At 69.8% G+C, this 14,429-nt stretch carries 15 protein-coding genes; 7 read left to right on the forward strand and 8 right to left on the reverse strand.

The annotated features are described in order from the left end of the window. The first annotated feature begins 20 nt into the window (after positions 1 to 20). Entirely contained in the window at positions 21 to 428 is a 408-nt protein-coding gene (locus tag LNW72_RS12595; RefSeq protein ID WP_250975481.1) for a hypothetical protein, read from the forward strand. A gap of 28 nt (positions 429 to 456) precedes the next feature. On the opposite strand, the gene LNW72_RS12600 is transcribed toward LNW72_RS12595, so the two are convergent. The 4 genes from LNW72_RS12600 to coxB all read right to left on the reverse strand — a co-directional run bounded on the left by LNW72_RS12600 (position 457) and on the right by coxB (position 4,938). Continuing rightward, the gene (locus LNW72_RS12600; protein ID WP_250975482.1) at positions 457 to 1,716 is read right to left on the reverse strand and encodes an Ig-like domain-containing protein; all 1,260 of its coding nucleotides are present in this window, start codon (positions 1,714 to 1,716) and stop codon (positions 457 to 459) included. 122 nt (positions 1,717 to 1,838) lie between these two features. Beyond that, on the reverse strand, positions 1,839 to 2,237 hold the full coding sequence (locus LNW72_RS12605) for a cytochrome c oxidase subunit 4 (protein WP_250975483.1): 399 nt from the start codon (positions 2,235 to 2,237) through the stop codon (positions 1,839 to 1,841). Further along, positions 2,234 to 3,991 carry a cytochrome c oxidase subunit I gene (gene ctaD / locus LNW72_RS12610; RefSeq protein ID WP_138356202.1) on the reverse strand — a complete coding sequence of 586 codons (1,758 nt, stop codon included), beginning with the start codon at positions 3,989 to 3,991 and terminating at the stop codon, positions 2,234 to 2,236. Before ctaD ends, LNW72_RS12605 begins: the two co-directional genes overlap by 4 nt. Next, positions 3,988 to 4,938: a cytochrome c oxidase subunit II gene (gene coxB / locus LNW72_RS12615; protein ID WP_250975484.1), complete on the reverse strand. Its 951-nt coding sequence runs from the start codon at positions 4,936 to 4,938 to the stop codon at positions 3,988 to 3,990. Before coxB ends, ctaD begins: the two co-directional genes overlap by 4 nt. 237 nt (positions 4,939 to 5,175) lie before the next feature. Here coxB and LNW72_RS12620 point away from each other — a divergent pair, with 237 nt between their 5' ends. Then, positions 5,176 to 6,573 (forward strand): cysteine desulfurase/sulfurtransferase TusA family protein, encoded by a 1,398-nt coding sequence (locus LNW72_RS12620; protein ID WP_250975485.1) that lies wholly within the window; start codon positions 5,176 to 5,178, stop codon positions 6,571 to 6,573. Positions 6,574 to 6,642: 69 nt separating this feature from the next. On the opposite strand, the gene LNW72_RS12625 is transcribed toward LNW72_RS12620, so the two are convergent. After that, positions 6,643 to 7,617: a carbohydrate kinase family protein gene (locus tag LNW72_RS12625; RefSeq protein ID WP_250975486.1), complete on the reverse strand. Its 975-nt coding sequence runs from the start codon at positions 7,615 to 7,617 to the stop codon at positions 6,643 to 6,645. A gap of 188 nt (positions 7,618 to 7,805) precedes the next feature. On the opposite strand from LNW72_RS12625, the gene LNW72_RS12630 reads away from it, so the two are divergent. Together LNW72_RS12630 and LNW72_RS12635 are read left to right on the forward strand one after the other, a co-directional pair. After that, positions 7,806 to 8,024: a hypothetical protein gene (locus LNW72_RS12630; RefSeq protein WP_250975487.1), complete on the forward strand. Its 219-nt coding sequence runs from the start codon at positions 7,806 to 7,808 to the stop codon at positions 8,022 to 8,024. 94 nt (positions 8,025 to 8,118) lie between these two features. Continuing rightward, the gene (locus LNW72_RS12635; RefSeq protein ID WP_250975488.1) at positions 8,119 to 9,741 is read left to right on the forward strand and encodes a hypothetical protein; all 1,623 of its coding nucleotides are present in this window, start codon (positions 8,119 to 8,121) and stop codon (positions 9,739 to 9,741) included. 82 nt (positions 9,742 to 9,823) lie between these two features. Here the strand turns inward: LNW72_RS12635 and LNW72_RS12640 are convergent, their stop codons facing one another. Beyond that, positions 9,824 to 10,177 (reverse strand): iron-sulfur cluster assembly accessory protein, encoded by a 354-nt coding sequence (locus LNW72_RS12640; protein WP_138356207.1) that lies wholly within the window; start codon positions 10,175 to 10,177, stop codon positions 9,824 to 9,826. Between the two features lie 232 nt (positions 10,178 to 10,409). Here LNW72_RS12640 and nadA point away from each other — a divergent pair, with 232 nt between their 5' ends. After that, positions 10,410 to 11,591 (forward strand): quinolinate synthase NadA, encoded by a 1,182-nt coding sequence (nadA, locus tag LNW72_RS12645; protein WP_250975489.1) that lies wholly within the window; start codon positions 10,410 to 10,412, stop codon positions 11,589 to 11,591. A gap of 105 nt (positions 11,592 to 11,696) precedes the next feature. On the opposite strand, the gene LNW72_RS12650 is transcribed toward nadA, so the two are convergent. Beyond that, a complete protein-coding gene (locus LNW72_RS12650) occupies positions 11,697 to 11,975 on the reverse strand; it encodes a hypothetical protein (RefSeq protein ID WP_250975490.1) in 279 nt (92 codons plus the stop codon). A gap of 80 nt (positions 11,976 to 12,055) precedes the next feature. Continuing rightward, positions 12,056 to 12,826, reverse strand: a complete 771-nt coding sequence (locus LNW72_RS12655) for a PspA/IM30 family protein (protein WP_138356210.1) — start codon at positions 12,824 to 12,826, stop codon at positions 12,056 to 12,058. A 194-nt stretch (positions 12,827 to 13,020) separates the two neighbouring features. Here LNW72_RS12655 and LNW72_RS12660 point away from each other — a divergent pair, with 194 nt between their 5' ends. Both LNW72_RS12660 and LNW72_RS12665 read left to right on the forward strand, forming a co-directional pair. Next, entirely contained in the window at positions 13,021 to 13,608 is a 588-nt protein-coding gene (locus LNW72_RS12660; protein WP_138356211.1) for a DUF3043 domain-containing protein, read from the forward strand. Positions 13,609 to 13,694: 86 nt separating this feature from the next. Next, positions 13,695 to 14,396 carry a methyltransferase domain-containing protein gene (locus tag LNW72_RS12665; RefSeq protein WP_250975491.1) on the forward strand — a complete coding sequence of 234 codons (702 nt, stop codon included), beginning with the start codon at positions 13,695 to 13,697 and terminating at the stop codon, positions 14,394 to 14,396. The last annotated feature ends 33 nt before the right edge of the window (positions 14,397 to 14,429 follow it).

Consider the following 14,429-nt stretch of genomic DNA (forward strand, 5'->3'; position numbering starts at 1 on the left):
CTCGACGATCAGGAGGCACGATGCGGGCGACTGCCACGGTGCTGGTCTACAGCGACGACGCGAACACCCGGGAGCAGGTCCGGCTCGCCGTCGGGCGCAGGCCGGCGCCCGACCTGCCGCCGGTCGAATTCCTGGAGTGCGCGACACTGCCGGCCGTCCTCACGGAGTTGGAACGGGGCGGTATCGACGCCTGCGTCTTCGACGGTGAGACGGCTCCCGCGGGAGGCATGGGCGTGTGCCGGCAGGTGAAGGACGAGATCTTCCAGGCACCGCCGGTACTGGTGCTGATCGGCCGGCCGCAGGACGCGTGGCTGGCCACCTGGAGCCGGGCCGAGGCGGCGGTGACGCACCCCGTCGACCCGGTGGCGCTCACGCAGGCCCTGGCGGGGCTGCTGCGCAAGCGCCTCGCGGTGACCGCGCCGGCCTAGCCGGCGCGGCAGCCACGGCCCGGGGCGGCTAGACCTCGGGGCGGAGCCTGGCCGGGGCGGCGGTGTTGTTCTGCACCGCCGCCGCCTTGCCCGCGCTGCCCAGCGCGCTGCCCTTCTTCCAGTCGGACCAGTTCAGGTTCCAGTCGCCGAACCCGTTGTCGAACGGAGTCATCGTCGAGCCCGCGCTGTTGACGACCTGGACGACGTCGCCCATGCGCACCTGGTCGAAGAACCAGTGCGCGTTCTCGGTGCTCATCCCGGTGCAGCCGTGGCTGACGTTGTCGACCCCCTGCGAGCCCTCCGACCAGGGCGCGGCGTGCACGTACTCGCCGCTCCAAGTCACCCGGGTGGCCCAGTACACGGGGAGGTCGTAGCCCTCGGAGCTGCCGGCGGCTATGCCGATGCTCTCGCTCTGCATCCGGACGAAGCTCTCCTTGCCCAGGACGACCTTGACGCCGTTGCGCGTGGAGAAGCCGGGCTTTCCGGTGGTCACGGGTATGGTGCGGACGACGCTGCCGTTGCGCTTGAACGTCATCTCGTGGGAGCCCGCGTCCGTTATCGCCTCGACCCGGTCACCGGTCGTGAGCGACAGCGCCTTGGAGGATCCGCCGTAGAGGCTGTCCTTGATGTGGACGCCGTCGAGGGTGCTGCGCACCTCGATCTTCGCGTTCGCGGGCCAGAAGGTCTCCGGCCGGTAGTGCAGCGTGCGGTCGTCCACCCAGTACCAGGAGCCGACGGCGGCCTCCGGACTGGCGGTGACCTGCAGGTTCTGTTCGACCTTGGCGCGTGCCGCGGGGTCCTTGACGGGCACCGTCAGCATGGCGGTGACGGGCTGTCCGACACCGTAGGTGCCGGCGTCGGGGCCGAAGGTGACCCGCAGCAGGTTGTCGGCGGCCGTCGTGTCGAATCCGACGGTCTCCCGGCCGGGCCGCCCCGCGCCGTCCTCGGTGCTCACCCGGACCGTGTAGTGGGCTCCTGCGGCCAGTGGAGCGGTGCTGTGCCAACGTATGCCGTCCGGGGAGAGTTCGCCCCTGACGTAGCGTCCTGCGGCGTCCGTGGCCGTGACGTCGGTGATCCGGTCGTCGTTCTTGGCGGTGATCTCCAGGGGCTTGTTCGGGTCCACCTTGCCGCCGTCGGCGAGGCTGTACGAAACCTCGCCCGCCGCGTCGTAGGGAGAGGCGGCCAGCGGATCCCCGCCGTCACCGCCGCATGAGGTCAGCCCCACCGCGAGAGGGGCTACGAGAAGCGCGTATCGCATCGCCGTCCGGCGTGTCGAGAAGTGACTCATGGTCACAAGGTATGAAGATTCGCCCGGATCGGCGCGTTGAGCGCATGCGAACGGGCTGGGCCCGGACACCGTGCGGTGTCCGGGCCCAGCCCGTGCTGCGTCGCGGCGGTCGTCCGCCGGTCCTACTGCGTCTGGTCCTCACCGCGGTAGTACTCGAACACCCAGCCGTACAGGCCGATGAGGAGCATCGGGGCGGAGAAGTACAGCAGCCACCAGCCGAAGATCACACCGAGGAACGCCAGCGCGCCGCCGATGGCGAGCGAGAGCGGCTGCCAGCTGTGCGGGCTGAAGAAGCCCACCTCGCCGGCGTCGTCCGCGACGTCCGCGTTCTCGTTGTCCTGGGCTCCGGTGTCCGCCCGGCGGGCGGTGAAGGCCAGGTAGAACCCGATCATCACGCTGAGGCCGAAGGCCAGGAACAGCGCGGTGGTGCCCGCGGGCTCCTTGGACCAGTAGCCGTAGACGATGGCCGAGGCGAGGATGAAGACCGCCAGGCCGAGGAACATCTTTCCTTGGACCCTCACAGCTGCTTCCCCTTCTCCTCGTGCTCCTCGCCGCCGGCGACGAGGGCGCCGCGCTCAGGGTCGAGGTTCTGCTCGAGCTCCATCGCGGAGATCTCCGGGTGGTGCAGGTCGAACGCCGGCGACTCGGACCGGATACGCGGCAGCGTGAGGAAATTGTGCCGCGGCGGCGGGCAGGAGGTCGCCCATTCGAGGGAACGGCCGTAGCCCCACGGGTCGTCGACCTCGACCTTCTTGCCGTACTTCGCGGTCTTCCACACGTTGTAGAAGAACGGCAGCATCGACAGGCCGAGCAGGAACGAACTGATGGTGGAGATGGTGTTCAGGGTGGTGAACCCGTCGGCCGCCAGATAGTCCGCGTAACGGCGCGGCATGCCCTCGACGCCCAGCCAGTGCTGGATCAGGAACGTGCCGTGGAAGCCGAAGAACAGCGTCCAGAAGGTGATCTTGCCGAGCCGCTCGTCCAGCATCTTGCCGGTGAACTTCGGCCACCAGAAGTGGAAGCCGGAGAACATCGCGAAGACCACGGTCCCGAAGATCACGTAGTGGAAGTGCGCCACCACGAAGTACGAGTCCGAGACGTGGAAGTCCAGCGGCGGCGCCGCCAGGATCACACCGGTCAGACCACCGAACGCGAAGGTGATCAGGAAGCCGACGGCCCACAGCATCGGGGTCTCGAAACTCAGTGACCCCTTCCACATCGTGCCGATCCAGTTGAAGAACTTCACACCGGTCGGGACGGCGATGAGGAACGTCATGAACGAGAAGAACGGCAGCAGCACACCGCCGGTGACGTACATGTGGTGCGCCCAGACGGTGACCGACAGACCGGCGATGGAGATGGTCGCGCCGATCAGGCCGACGTAGCCGAACATCGGCTTGCGGCTGAACACCGGGATCACTTCGCTGATGATGCCGAAGAACGGCAACGCGATGATGTACACCTCTGGATGCCCGAAGAACCAGAACAGGTGTTGCCATAGCAACGCCCCGCCGTTCGCGGCATCGAAGACGTGCGCCCCGAACTTCCGGTCGGCCTCCAGGGCGAAGAGCGCGGCGGCGAGCACCGGGAAGGCCAGCAGGACCAGCACACCGGTCAGCAGGACGTTCCAGACGAAGATCGGCATGCGGAACATCGTCATGCCGGGTGCGCGCATGCAGATGATCGTGGTGATGAAGTTGACCGAACCGAGGATCGTGCCGAAGCCGGAGAAGGCCAGACCCATGATCCACATGTCGGCGCCGACGCCCGGCGACCGGACGGCGTCCGACAGCGGGGAGTACGCGAACCAGCCGAAGTCGGCCGCGCCCGCCGGCGTCAGGAAGCCGGCCACCGCGATCAGCGAGCCGAACAGGTACAGCCAGTAGGCGAACATGTTCAGCCGCGGGAACGCCACGTCGGGCGCGCCGATCTGCAGCGGCATGATCCAGTTCGCGAAGCCCGCGAAGAGCGGCGTCGCGAACATCAGCAGCATCACGGTGCCGTGCATCGTGAACGCCTGGTTGAACTGCTCGTTCGACATGATCTGGGTGCCCGGGCGGGCCAGTTCGGCGCGCATGAGCAGCGCCATGATGCCGCCGAGGATGAAGAAGAAGAACGAGGTGATCAGGTACATCGTCCCGATCGTCTTGTGGTCGGTGGTGGTGAGCCACTTGATGACCACGGCGCCGGGCTGTGCCCGCTTCACCGGCAACTCGTCCTCGTACGACTCGCCGATGGCGGCCGCGCCCTGATGGGGTTCGTTGAGAATGCTCATGTGGTCTTGGGCTCCGCATTCTTGGCGTTGCCCGTGGTGGCAATGCCCGCCGGGAGGTAACCGGTCTGGCCCTTCTTCGCCAGATCCTGCAGGTGCTGCTGGTACTGCTCCGGGGTGACGACCTTCACGTTGAAGAGCATCCGGGAGTGGTCCATGCCGCACAGTTCCGCGCACTTGCCCAGGAAGGTGCCCTCCTTGCTCGGAGTCACCTCGAAGACGTTGGTGTGCCCCGGGATGACGTCCATCTTCATGAGGAACGGCACCACCCAGAACGAGTGGATGACGTCGCGCGAGGTGAGGACGAACCGCACCGTCTCGCCCTTCGGCAGCCAGAGCGTCGGACCGGGGTTACCGGTGTCCTGGTTCTTCGAAGCGGGAGTGCCGAAGTCGTAGACGCCCTCGGCACCCACCGGGAACTTCAGCTTGTCGACGGGGATCTGCTCGAGCTCCTTGGGAGCCACCGCAGGGGACGACTTGTTGCCGTCCACGTCCTCGACGTAGTTGAAGGCCCAGCTCCACTGCATGCCGACCACGTTCACCACGTGGTCCGGCTTTTCCGAGGTCGCCAGAATCTTGGATTCGTCACGCGCGGTGAAGTAGAAGAACACCGCGATGATGATGATCGGGACCACGGTGTACAGCGCCTCGATGGGCATGTTGTACCGGGTCTGCGGAGGAACCTCGACCTTCGTCCGGCTTCGCCGGTGGAAGATCACACTCCAGATGATCAAACCCCAGACAAGTACACCGGTCGCCAGCGCGGCGGCCCAGGAGCCCTGCCAGAGCGCCAGGATCCGGGGGGCTTGTTCCGTAGCGGGGCTGGGCATGCCAAGGCGGGGGTATTCACAACCGGTAGCGGTCACAAGGACCAGCGCCGCGGCCAGCGCCTGCGGCAGCTTCCGCCGCACCGGGCGCCGCGACGAGCGGTCGGAGCCGTTGGGACTCACGTAGCGCCTTCCCGAGAGTCTCGCCCACGCGTCCGGGTGCCCGGCCGTCAGCTGGTCGGTCGGCCCTGGCGCGGGCAGGTAGGTGTGGATGTTTATGCGGACCAAACCCTACTGGACGCTATTTGGGGTCGCGCGGGGAGGGGGTCCAACGCGCCGGGGCACTTCCCGAAGGGATGGACCGGCATGCTCCGCATGCCGCCTGACGGCCCGCCGGGCGACAGGCGTAGCGTGCCGGGCGTGTCCTACTTCGATGCGGCTTCGGCCGCTCCCCTGCACCCCGTCGCCCGCCAGGCGCTGGTAGCCGCGCTGGACGAGGGGTGGGCGGACCCGGCCCGCCTGTACCGCGAGGGGCGGCGCGCCCGGCTGCTGTTGGACGCCTCCCGGGAGGCCGCCGCCGAAGCCGTGGGCTGCCGCCCCGACGAACTGGTTTTCACTCCTTCGGGAACCCGCGCCGTTCACACGGCCGTGTCAGGGGCCATGGCGGGGCGGCGGCGGACGGGGCGTCACCTCGTGGTGTCGGCCGTCGAGCACTCGTCGGTCCTCCATGCGGCCGAGGCGTACGAGGCCACCGAGGTCGGGGTGGACCGTACGGGGCGGGTGGACGCCGCCGCGTTCGCCGCGGCGCTGCGGCCGGACACCGCGCTGGCCTGCCTGCAGTCCGCCAACCACGAGGTGGGCACGGTCCAGCCGGTCGCCGAGGCCGCCGGGCTGTGCCGGGCGGCGGGAGTGCCGCTGCTGGTGGACGCGGCGCAGTCGCTGGCCTGGGGGCCGGTGGAGGACGGCTGGTCGCTGCTCACCGCCAGCGCCCACAAATGGGGCGGGCCGCCCGGGGTCGGGCTGCTCGCGGTCCGCAAGGGCACGCGCTTCGCCGCTCAGGGACCCACGGACGAACGGGAGTCGGGGCGCTCCCCCGGCTTCGAGAACCTGCCGGCCATCGTGGCCGCGGCGGCGTCGCTGCGCGCCGTACGGGAGGAGGCCGCGGCCGAGGGGGCGCGGCTGTCGGAGCTGGTCGACCGGATCCGCTCCCGGGTGCCGGTACTCGTCCCCGATGTGGAGGTCGTCGGCCACCCCACGCTGCGGCTCCCGCACCTCGTGACGTTCTCCTGCCTCTACGTCGACGGGGAGGCGCTGCTCGGCGGGCTCGACCGCGCGGGCTTCTCGGTCTCCTCCGGCTCGTCCTGCACCTCCAGCACACTGACCCCGAGCCATGTGCTGCGCGCGATGGGCGTCCTGTCGGAGGGCAACGTCCGGGTGTCGCTGCCGCCGGGCACCCCGGCGGAGGACGTCGAGCGGTTCCTGGGCGTGCTGCCGGAGGTCGTCCGCTCGGTCCGCGACCAGCTCGGCGCCCCGGCATCCCCCGCGGCGGACTCCGCCGCCCGCCCGGCCGATGTCTCCGGCGCCTCCGACGAGCCCGCGCTGACGGTCGACTCGCTCGGCAAGCGCTGCCCGATCCCGGTCATCGAGCTCGCCAAGGTCATCGGCGAGGTGCCGGTGGGCGCGGTGATCTCCGTGCTGTCCGACGACGAGGCGGCGCGGCTGGACATCCCTGCGTGGTGCCAGATGCGGGACCAGGAGTACGTCGGCGAGCGCGCGGCGGAGCGGGGTACGGCGTACCTGGTGCGGCGCAGAACGTGAGGAGGACGGCAGCGTCCCCCGGACTCCGCCGTGGAGTCCGGGGGACGGTGGCGTCGGAGGCCTCGGAGGTCAGGAAAGGTGGATCTTGACCTCGGCGGCGGCCTCGTGGCCGTAGGCCTTGGTGAAGCGGTCCATGAAGTGGCCGCGGCGCAGCTCGTACTCCTGGGTGCCGAGCGTCTCGATGACGAGGGTCGCCAGCATGCAGCCGAGCTGGGCGGAGCGCTCCAGCGACAGGCCCCAGTCCAGGCCCGCCAGGAAGCCGGCGCGGAACGCGTCGCCGACGCCGGTCGGGTCGACCTTCGCCTCTTCCTCGGCGCAGCCGACCTCGATCACCGGCTGGCCGACCCGCTCGATGCGGACGCCCTGCGCGCCGAGGGTGGTGATGCGGGTGCCGACCTTGGCGAGGATCTCTTCGCCGGTCCAGCCCGTCTTCGACTCGATGAGCGCCTTCTCGTACTCATTGGTGAAGAGGTACGTGGCACCGTCCACGAGGAGGCGGATGTCCTCACCGTCCATGCGGGCGAGCTGCTGCGAGGGGTCGGCCGCGAACGGGATGCCGCGGCTGCGGCACTCCTGGGTGTGCCGGATCATCGCCTCGGGGTCGTCCGCGCCGATGAGGACCAGGTCCAGACCGCCCACCCGGTCGGCGATCGGCTGCAGCTCGATCTGCCGGGCCTCGCTCATCGCGCCGGTGTAGAAGGACGCGATCTGGTTGTGGTCGGTGTCCGTGGTGCAGACGAAGCGCGCGGTGTGCAGCACCTCGGAGATGCGGACGGACGCGGTGTCGACGCCGTGCCGGTCCAGCCAGGCGCGGTACTCGGCGAAGTCGGAGCCCGCCGCGCCCACGAGGACCGGCCGGAGGCCGAGCACACCCATGCCGAAGCAGATGTTCGGAGCGACTCCGCCGCGCCGGACGTCGAGGGTGTCGACGAGGAAGGAGAGCGAGACCGTGTGCAGCTGGTCCGCGACCAGCTGGTCCGCGAAGCGGCCGGGGAAGGTCATCAGGTGATCGGTGGCGATGGATCCGGTGACAGCGATACGCACGACTGAATGCTCCTGCGGGGGCGGCGGCGAAGGTCGGCAAGGGCCGGAAGGAGGCCCTGGGCAACACGGAAAAGGCACAGCCATCGTATGGGGTGCTCCGCCGCACGGGGGAACCGGCCGCCGGAGACGGAGAAACTACCCGATAGTAGGGCTTACCCCTTCCTGATCAAGTGCCTAGGGTCGAAGACATGGCTTCTACTTCGTCCCCACTGCCCCCCGTCGTCGAACCTGAATCCCGCTCCGAATCGCTCGCCGAACTGCTCGGCGACTGCCGTCGGATGGCGCCGCACTGGACGGTTCCCGCCCATGCGGCCCCCTCGGCGGCCGCTCCGTCGAGCCTGCACGGAATCACCGTGCCGCTCGCGTCCGCGCACGTCGTGGACGGTATGGCGGAGTACGGCGCCTGATCCCGGCCGGTCGCGGAACCGCGCGGTGGGAACCGCGCGGGCTCCGGCTCCGTCACAGCTGCATCTGACGGTACGGAGCCGAGGGAGCAGCACGGTGAGCACCGAACGCAACGAAGACACGATGGAGCATCCCGTCCCCCGCCGCCGCATCCGGTCACCACTGGCCGTCGCCGCGATGGCCGCGGCGGTCCTGGTGGCTGGCGGCGGCGGGGCCTACTGGGCGACGGCGAACGCGGGCAGCAGCGCCCCCGACAGGAGCGAGAGCAAGCCACCGGCGCCACTGGCGCTGGACGGCGCCAAGAACGGGGTGGCGGCCGGCACGGACAGCGCCGCGGCGGCCCCCGCCGGGGCGCAGTACCAGGTCACGAAGCCGCTGCCGACCGGCCCGAAGGCGGCAGCGGTCTACCGGCCGCACGGCGACGTGACGCAGGCGGCCGTCGAGAAGCTGGCGAAGGCCCTGGACGTGCCCGGCCCCGTCAAGCTGGACCATGATTTCTGGCGGGCGGGCGGCACCCCCGACGGCAGCGGGCCCTTCTTGCAGGTCAACCGGTCGGGCGAGGGCAACTGGTCGTACTCCCGGCTCGGCCCGATCGCCAAGTGCTACCGCACCACGCCGATGAAGCCGGGGGTGCCGAGCGCTCCGAGCGCGGGCGGTCCCAGCGCGGGCGGTCCCGACTCCCCGGTCTGCTCCGGGCCCCCGGTCGCCTCGGCCGACGGCGCCGGCGGGACCTCGACGTCGTCCTCCGGGCCGGCCGGCACGAGTGACAGCGCGGTGTCCGAGGACCGGGCGAAGCAGGCCGCGGCGCCCGCCCTGGCCGCTCTCGGACTGACCGGAGCCACGGTGGACGCGAGCGAGACCGCCGGCGCGGTGCGCATGGTGAACGCCGACCCGGTGGTGGGCGGTCTGCCGACGCACGGCTGGCGCACCACCCTGCGGATCGGCGCGGACGGGCAGCTGAGCGGCGGCTACGGTCTGCTGGCGGCCCTCGACAAGGGCGACCAGTACCCGGTGATCGACGCGGCGCAGGCGCTGAAGCAGCTGGAGACCGCCGGAGCCGGCGGCATGGACCACGGTGTCGGCGGCACCTGCCCGTCGCCGCTCCCGCAGCAGCCGACGGCGCCGAGCGACGACAAGACGCTGCCGCGGTCGATGCCGTGTGTGCCGGGCGGCGAGCAGAAGCTCGAGGTCCGCGGCGCCACGTTCGGGCTGTCGGCGCAGTTCGTCTCGGGCGCGCGGGCGCTGGTGCCGTCCTGGCTGTTCGACGTGGCACAGGCCGGAGTGGTGAAGGCGCACACCGTGGCGCAGCCCGCCGTGGAGGCGCGCTACATCCAGCGGACGGCGCCGGGCACCGGACTGCCGGGCGAGCCGGGCGAGCCGGGCGGTCCGGGTGCGACGACCGCGCCGACGCAGCCCGCCGACCCCGCGAAGCCGGCCGACCCGAACGCGCCGCAGAAGCAGAAGGCCGTCTCGTACACCGTGCGCGGCAACGTCCTGGAGCTGCACTTCTGGGCCGGGGTCTGCTCCACCTACGCGGCGACCGCCGAGGAGTCCGACACGGCGGTGACCGTGCGGATCACGGGGACGCACGACCCGGCCAAGCGGGTGTGCATCATGATCGCGAAGGACACCACCAGGACCGTGCAGCTGGCCAAGCCGCTCGGTGACCGCAAGGTCGTCGACCTGTACGACGGCACCGTCGTGCCGCTGAAGAAGTAGCCTGCCCGACGGTTGACGGAACGACGAAGGCGGCGGTCACCCTCTCGGGTGGCCGCCGCCTTCGCGTGCGATCAGTGCAAGATCAGTGGAACGAGTCGCCACAGGCGCACGAGCCGGTGGCGTTCGGGTTGTCGATCGTGAAGCCCTGCTTCTCGATCGTGTCCACGAAGTCGATGGAGGCGCCGCCCAGGTACGGGGCGCTCATCCGGTCGGTGACGACCTTCACACCGTCGAAGTCCTTCACGACATCGCCGTCGAGCGAACGCTCGTCGAAGAACAGCTGGTAGCGCAGGCCGGAGCAGCCACCGGGCTGAACGGCGACGCGCAGCGCCAGGTCCTCGCGGCCTTCCTGCTCGAGCAAGCCCTTGACCTTGGCCGCGGCGGAATCCGACAGGAGAAGTCCGTCGTTCGCGGTGGTCTCGTCCTGAACCGTCATCTGCTTCACTCCCGGGTTGTTCGGACTGCTGCCACCGACTGGTAACCGATGACCCCCCGGATTCATTCCGGGTCCGATACGTCTTGCCGCCAACAATGCTCGCACACCGGAGGCCGGGAACGGAATGCGTCACATTGACGCGACCCCCATCGTCAATCTGACACGAACGGGCTATCATAGATAACGTCAGGTAGACGAAAAGGCTGTGCTGCACAGAAAGGGCTCCGGGCCCGTGACCACCACAGAACCGCTGGATGTGCTGGATGTTCAGCCCACGCCGCTCGCCCTGCTGCTGCTCGGGCGGGAGTCCGATCCCCGTAGCGAGCGCGGAGTTGACTGCCCCGGCGACCTGCCGGCCGCGTCCGATCCCGACCTGGTCGAGCGCGCCCGCGCCGCCAAGGCGAAGCTCGGGAGCAGGGTCTTCATCCTGGGCCACCACTACCAGCGCGACGAAGTCATCGAGTTCGCCGATGTGACCGGTGACTCCTTCAAACTCGCGCGGGACGCGGCCGCCCGCCCGGAGGCCGAGTACATCGTCTTCTGCGGTGTGCACTTCATGGCCGAGTCCGCGGACATCCTCACGTCCGGCGACCAGGCCGTGATCCTCCCGGACCTGGCGGCCGGCTGCTCGATGGCCGACATGGCCACCGCCGAGCAGGTCGCCGAGTGCTGGGACGTGCTGACCGAGGCGGGCGTGGCCGGGACCACCGTCCCCGTCTCGTACATGAACTCGTCCGCCGACATCAAGGCCTTCACCGGCCGGCACGGCGGCACGATCTGCACGTCCTCGAACGCCGAGCGCGCGCTGGAGTGGGCGTTCTCGCAGGGCGAGAAGGTGCTCTTCCTTCCCGACCAGCACCTGGGGCGCAACACCGCGGTACGCGACCTGGGCCTGTCGCTCGACGACTGCGTCCTCTACAACCCGCACAAGCCGAACGGCGGCCTGACCGTCCAGCAGCTGCGCGACGCCAAGATGATCCTGTGGCGCGGCCACTGCTCCGTGCACGGCCGCTTCTCGATCGACTCGGTCGACGACGTCCGCGCCCGGATCCCCGGGGTCAACGTGCTGGTGCACCCCGAGTGCAAGCACGAGGTCGTCTCCGCCGCCGACTACGTCGGCTCGACGGAGTACATCATCAAGGCGCTGGACGCGGCCCCGGCCGGCTCCGCGTGGGCGATCGGCACCGAGCTGAACCTGGTCCGCCGGCTCGCCAAGGCGCACCCGGACAAGCAGATCGTCTTCCTCGACAAGACCGTCTGCTTCTGCTCGACGATGAACCGCATCGACCTGCCGCACCTGGTGTGGACGCTGGAGTCGCTGGCGGACGGCAAGCTCGTCAACCGCATCCAGGTGGACGAGGAGACCGAGCGGTTCGCCAAGCTCGCCCTGGAGCAGATGCTGGCGCTGCCGTAACCACCGGCTCTGCCGTGGAAACGCTGAACGGGCGGGCCGGGACCCCTGGGGGTTCCGGCCCGCCCGTTCATGAGCGGTACGAGGTGCGAGGTGCGATCGCGCGGCTCAGCCGGGGATGAGCCCGTCGTCGCCGAGCATCTCCCGGACCTCCGTGAGGGAGGCGTCGGGAGACGGCAGGATCAGCTCCGACGGCTCCAGGGAGGCGTCGGGCAGCGGTTCGCCCAGTTCCCGTACGGCGTCGAGCAGGGCTCCCAGGGTCTTGCGGAAGCCTTCCTCGTCACCGGTCTCGATCTGGGCGAGCAGTTCGTCGTCCAGCACGTTGAGGCGGGTGAGATGGCCGTCGGCCACCTTCAGCTGCCCCTCCCCCATGATCCTGACGATCATGACGGCGCCTCCTAGTCGGTTCGGCTACGGCCCGGCGGTGGTCCTGCGTTACTGCTGTCCTGCGTTACTGCTGTCCTGCGTTACTGCTTGTCCATCCGCGGCTTGTCCTCGGGCTGCTTTCCGCCCTCGATGGCCTGCTGCGGAGTGCCGCCGGCCAGTTCGGCCTTCATGCGGGCCAGCTCCAGCTCGACGTCCGTGCCACCGGACAGCCGGTCCAGCTCGGCCTGGATGTCGTCCTTCTGCAGGCCGCTCTGGTCGTCCAGGGCGCCGGACGCCATCAGCTCGTCGAGGGCACCGGCCCGCGCGCGCAGCTGCTCGGTCTTGTCCTCGGCACGCTGGATCGCCATGCCGACGTCGCCCATCTCCTCGGAGATGCCGGAGAACGCCTCGCCGATCTTGGTCTGGGCCTGGGCGGCCGTGTACGTGGCCTTGATGGTCTCCTTCTTGGTGCGGAAGGCGTCCACCTTGGCCTGCAGCCGCTGCGACGCGAGAGTGAGCTTCTCCTCCTCGCCCTGCAACGTCTGGTGCTGCGTCTCCAGGTCCGTGACCTGCTGCTGCAGCGCGGCCCGGCGCGACAGCGCCTCACGGGCCAGATCCTCACGACCCAGCGCCAGCGCCTTGCGGCCCTGGTCCTCGTAGGTCGACGACTTCTTCTGCAGCTCGTTCAGCTGCAGCTCCAGGCGCTTGCGCGAGGTGGCGACATCGGCCACACCCCGACGTACCTTCTGCAGCAGTTCCAGCTGCTTCTGGTACGAGTAGTCAAGCGTCTCGCGCGGGTCCTCGGCCCTGTCCAGGGCCTTGTTGGCCTTCGCGCGGAAAATCAATCCCATCCGCTTCATGACACCGCTCATGGGCCTCGCGCGCCCCCTTCTCGGACTACAGCTCCAGCACCTCTACAGACCCCACAGTACGGGCCCTGGTTCCATTACCGCACTGTTCGGCGATGGATGCGCTCCTCCCTAGGGACGATCACGGTTCGGTGACCTAAGGCCCAAGGAGTAGGTGAAGGCTGGGGTTCCCGCCCCGGGGCACGTAACCTGGAGTCGTGTTCCGACGTCGTTCCCCAGATGAGCAGGCCTCAACCACCACGGTGCTTGAGGACCAGCCCCGCGACCCGCAGGCTCCCAAGGGTCGCCCCACGCCCAAGCGCAACGAGGCCCAGGGCCAGCGCCGCACCCGTGCCGTAGTGCCGACCGACCGCAAGGCCGCCGGCAAGCAGGCACGCGAAGCGCGCCGTGCCGAGATGGCCAAGCAGCGCGAAGCGCTGGCCGGTGGCGACGAGCGCTACCTGCCCGCCCGAGACAAGGGACCGGTGCGCAAGTTCGTCCGGGACTATGTCGACTCGCGCTACCGCGTCGCGGAGTTCTTCCTTCCGCTCGCGGTGGTCATCCTCGTCCTGAGCATGATCCAGAACACTCAGCTGCGGAACCTCTCGCTGCTGCTGTGGATGGTCGTGATCGTCCTGATCCTCGTCGACTCCGTCATCACGACGATCCTGCTGCGCAAGCAGCTGCGCACCCGCTTCCCGGACAAGAACCTGCGCGGTGCGGTGGCGTACGCCCTGATGCGGACGCTCCAGATGCGCCGGCTGCGGCTGCCGAAGCCGATGGTCAAGCGCGGCGTGAAGCTCTGAGCACCGGCAGATCCGGGTTCGAGGGCGGCGCGGCCGGCTGGCTGGGCGGTCTCGGCGGACTGCGCAACGTCGTCCGCCAGGAACTGGTGGCGCGGCAGCTCGACGAGCAGATAACGGCGCGCTTCGCCGTGGGCCGCCGGCTGCGGGTGCTCGACGTCGGCCCCGGCCAGGGCACCCAGGCGCTGCGGCTGGCCCGCGCGGGGCACCAGGTCACCGGCCTGGAGTCCGACCCGGCGATGCTCGACGCGCTGCGGACCGCGCTGGCCGTCGAACCGGAGGGCATACGCGAGCGGGTCGCCCTGATCGCGGGTGACGGCCGGGAGACCGGCCGACACTTCGGCCCCGGCAGCTTCGACCTCGTGCTGTGCCACGGGGTGCTGATGTACATGGCCGAGCCCGACCCGATGCTGGCCGCGCTGGCCCGGGTACTCGCGCCCGGCGGTCTGCTGTCGCTGCTCGTGCGCAACGCCGACGCGCTGGCCATGCGGCCGGGGCTGCTCGGCGACTGGCCCGGAGCGCTCGACGCCTTCGGCAGCGAGACGTACACCAACCGGATCGGCCTCGACGTGCGCGCCGACCGCCGGGAGGCCGTGACCGCGACCCTGAACGGCCTGGGCACCCCGGTGCACACCTGGTACGGGGTCCGGGTCCTCACCGACGCCGCACCGAACGACGCGCCGGTACCGGCGGATCTCGAACCGCTGCTGGCCGCCGAGGAACAGGCCGGGCGAACGGACCCGTACCGCGCGGTGGCGGCCCTGCTGCACCTGTGCGGGGTACGCGCCTAGTCTCGACCGGCCACGGGATCCACTCTTTCCGCC

The organism is Streptomyces sp. RKAG293, assembly GCF_023701745.1.
In the GTDB taxonomy this organism is placed as follows: Bacteria; Actinomycetota; Actinomycetes; order Streptomycetales; family Streptomycetaceae; genus Actinacidiphila.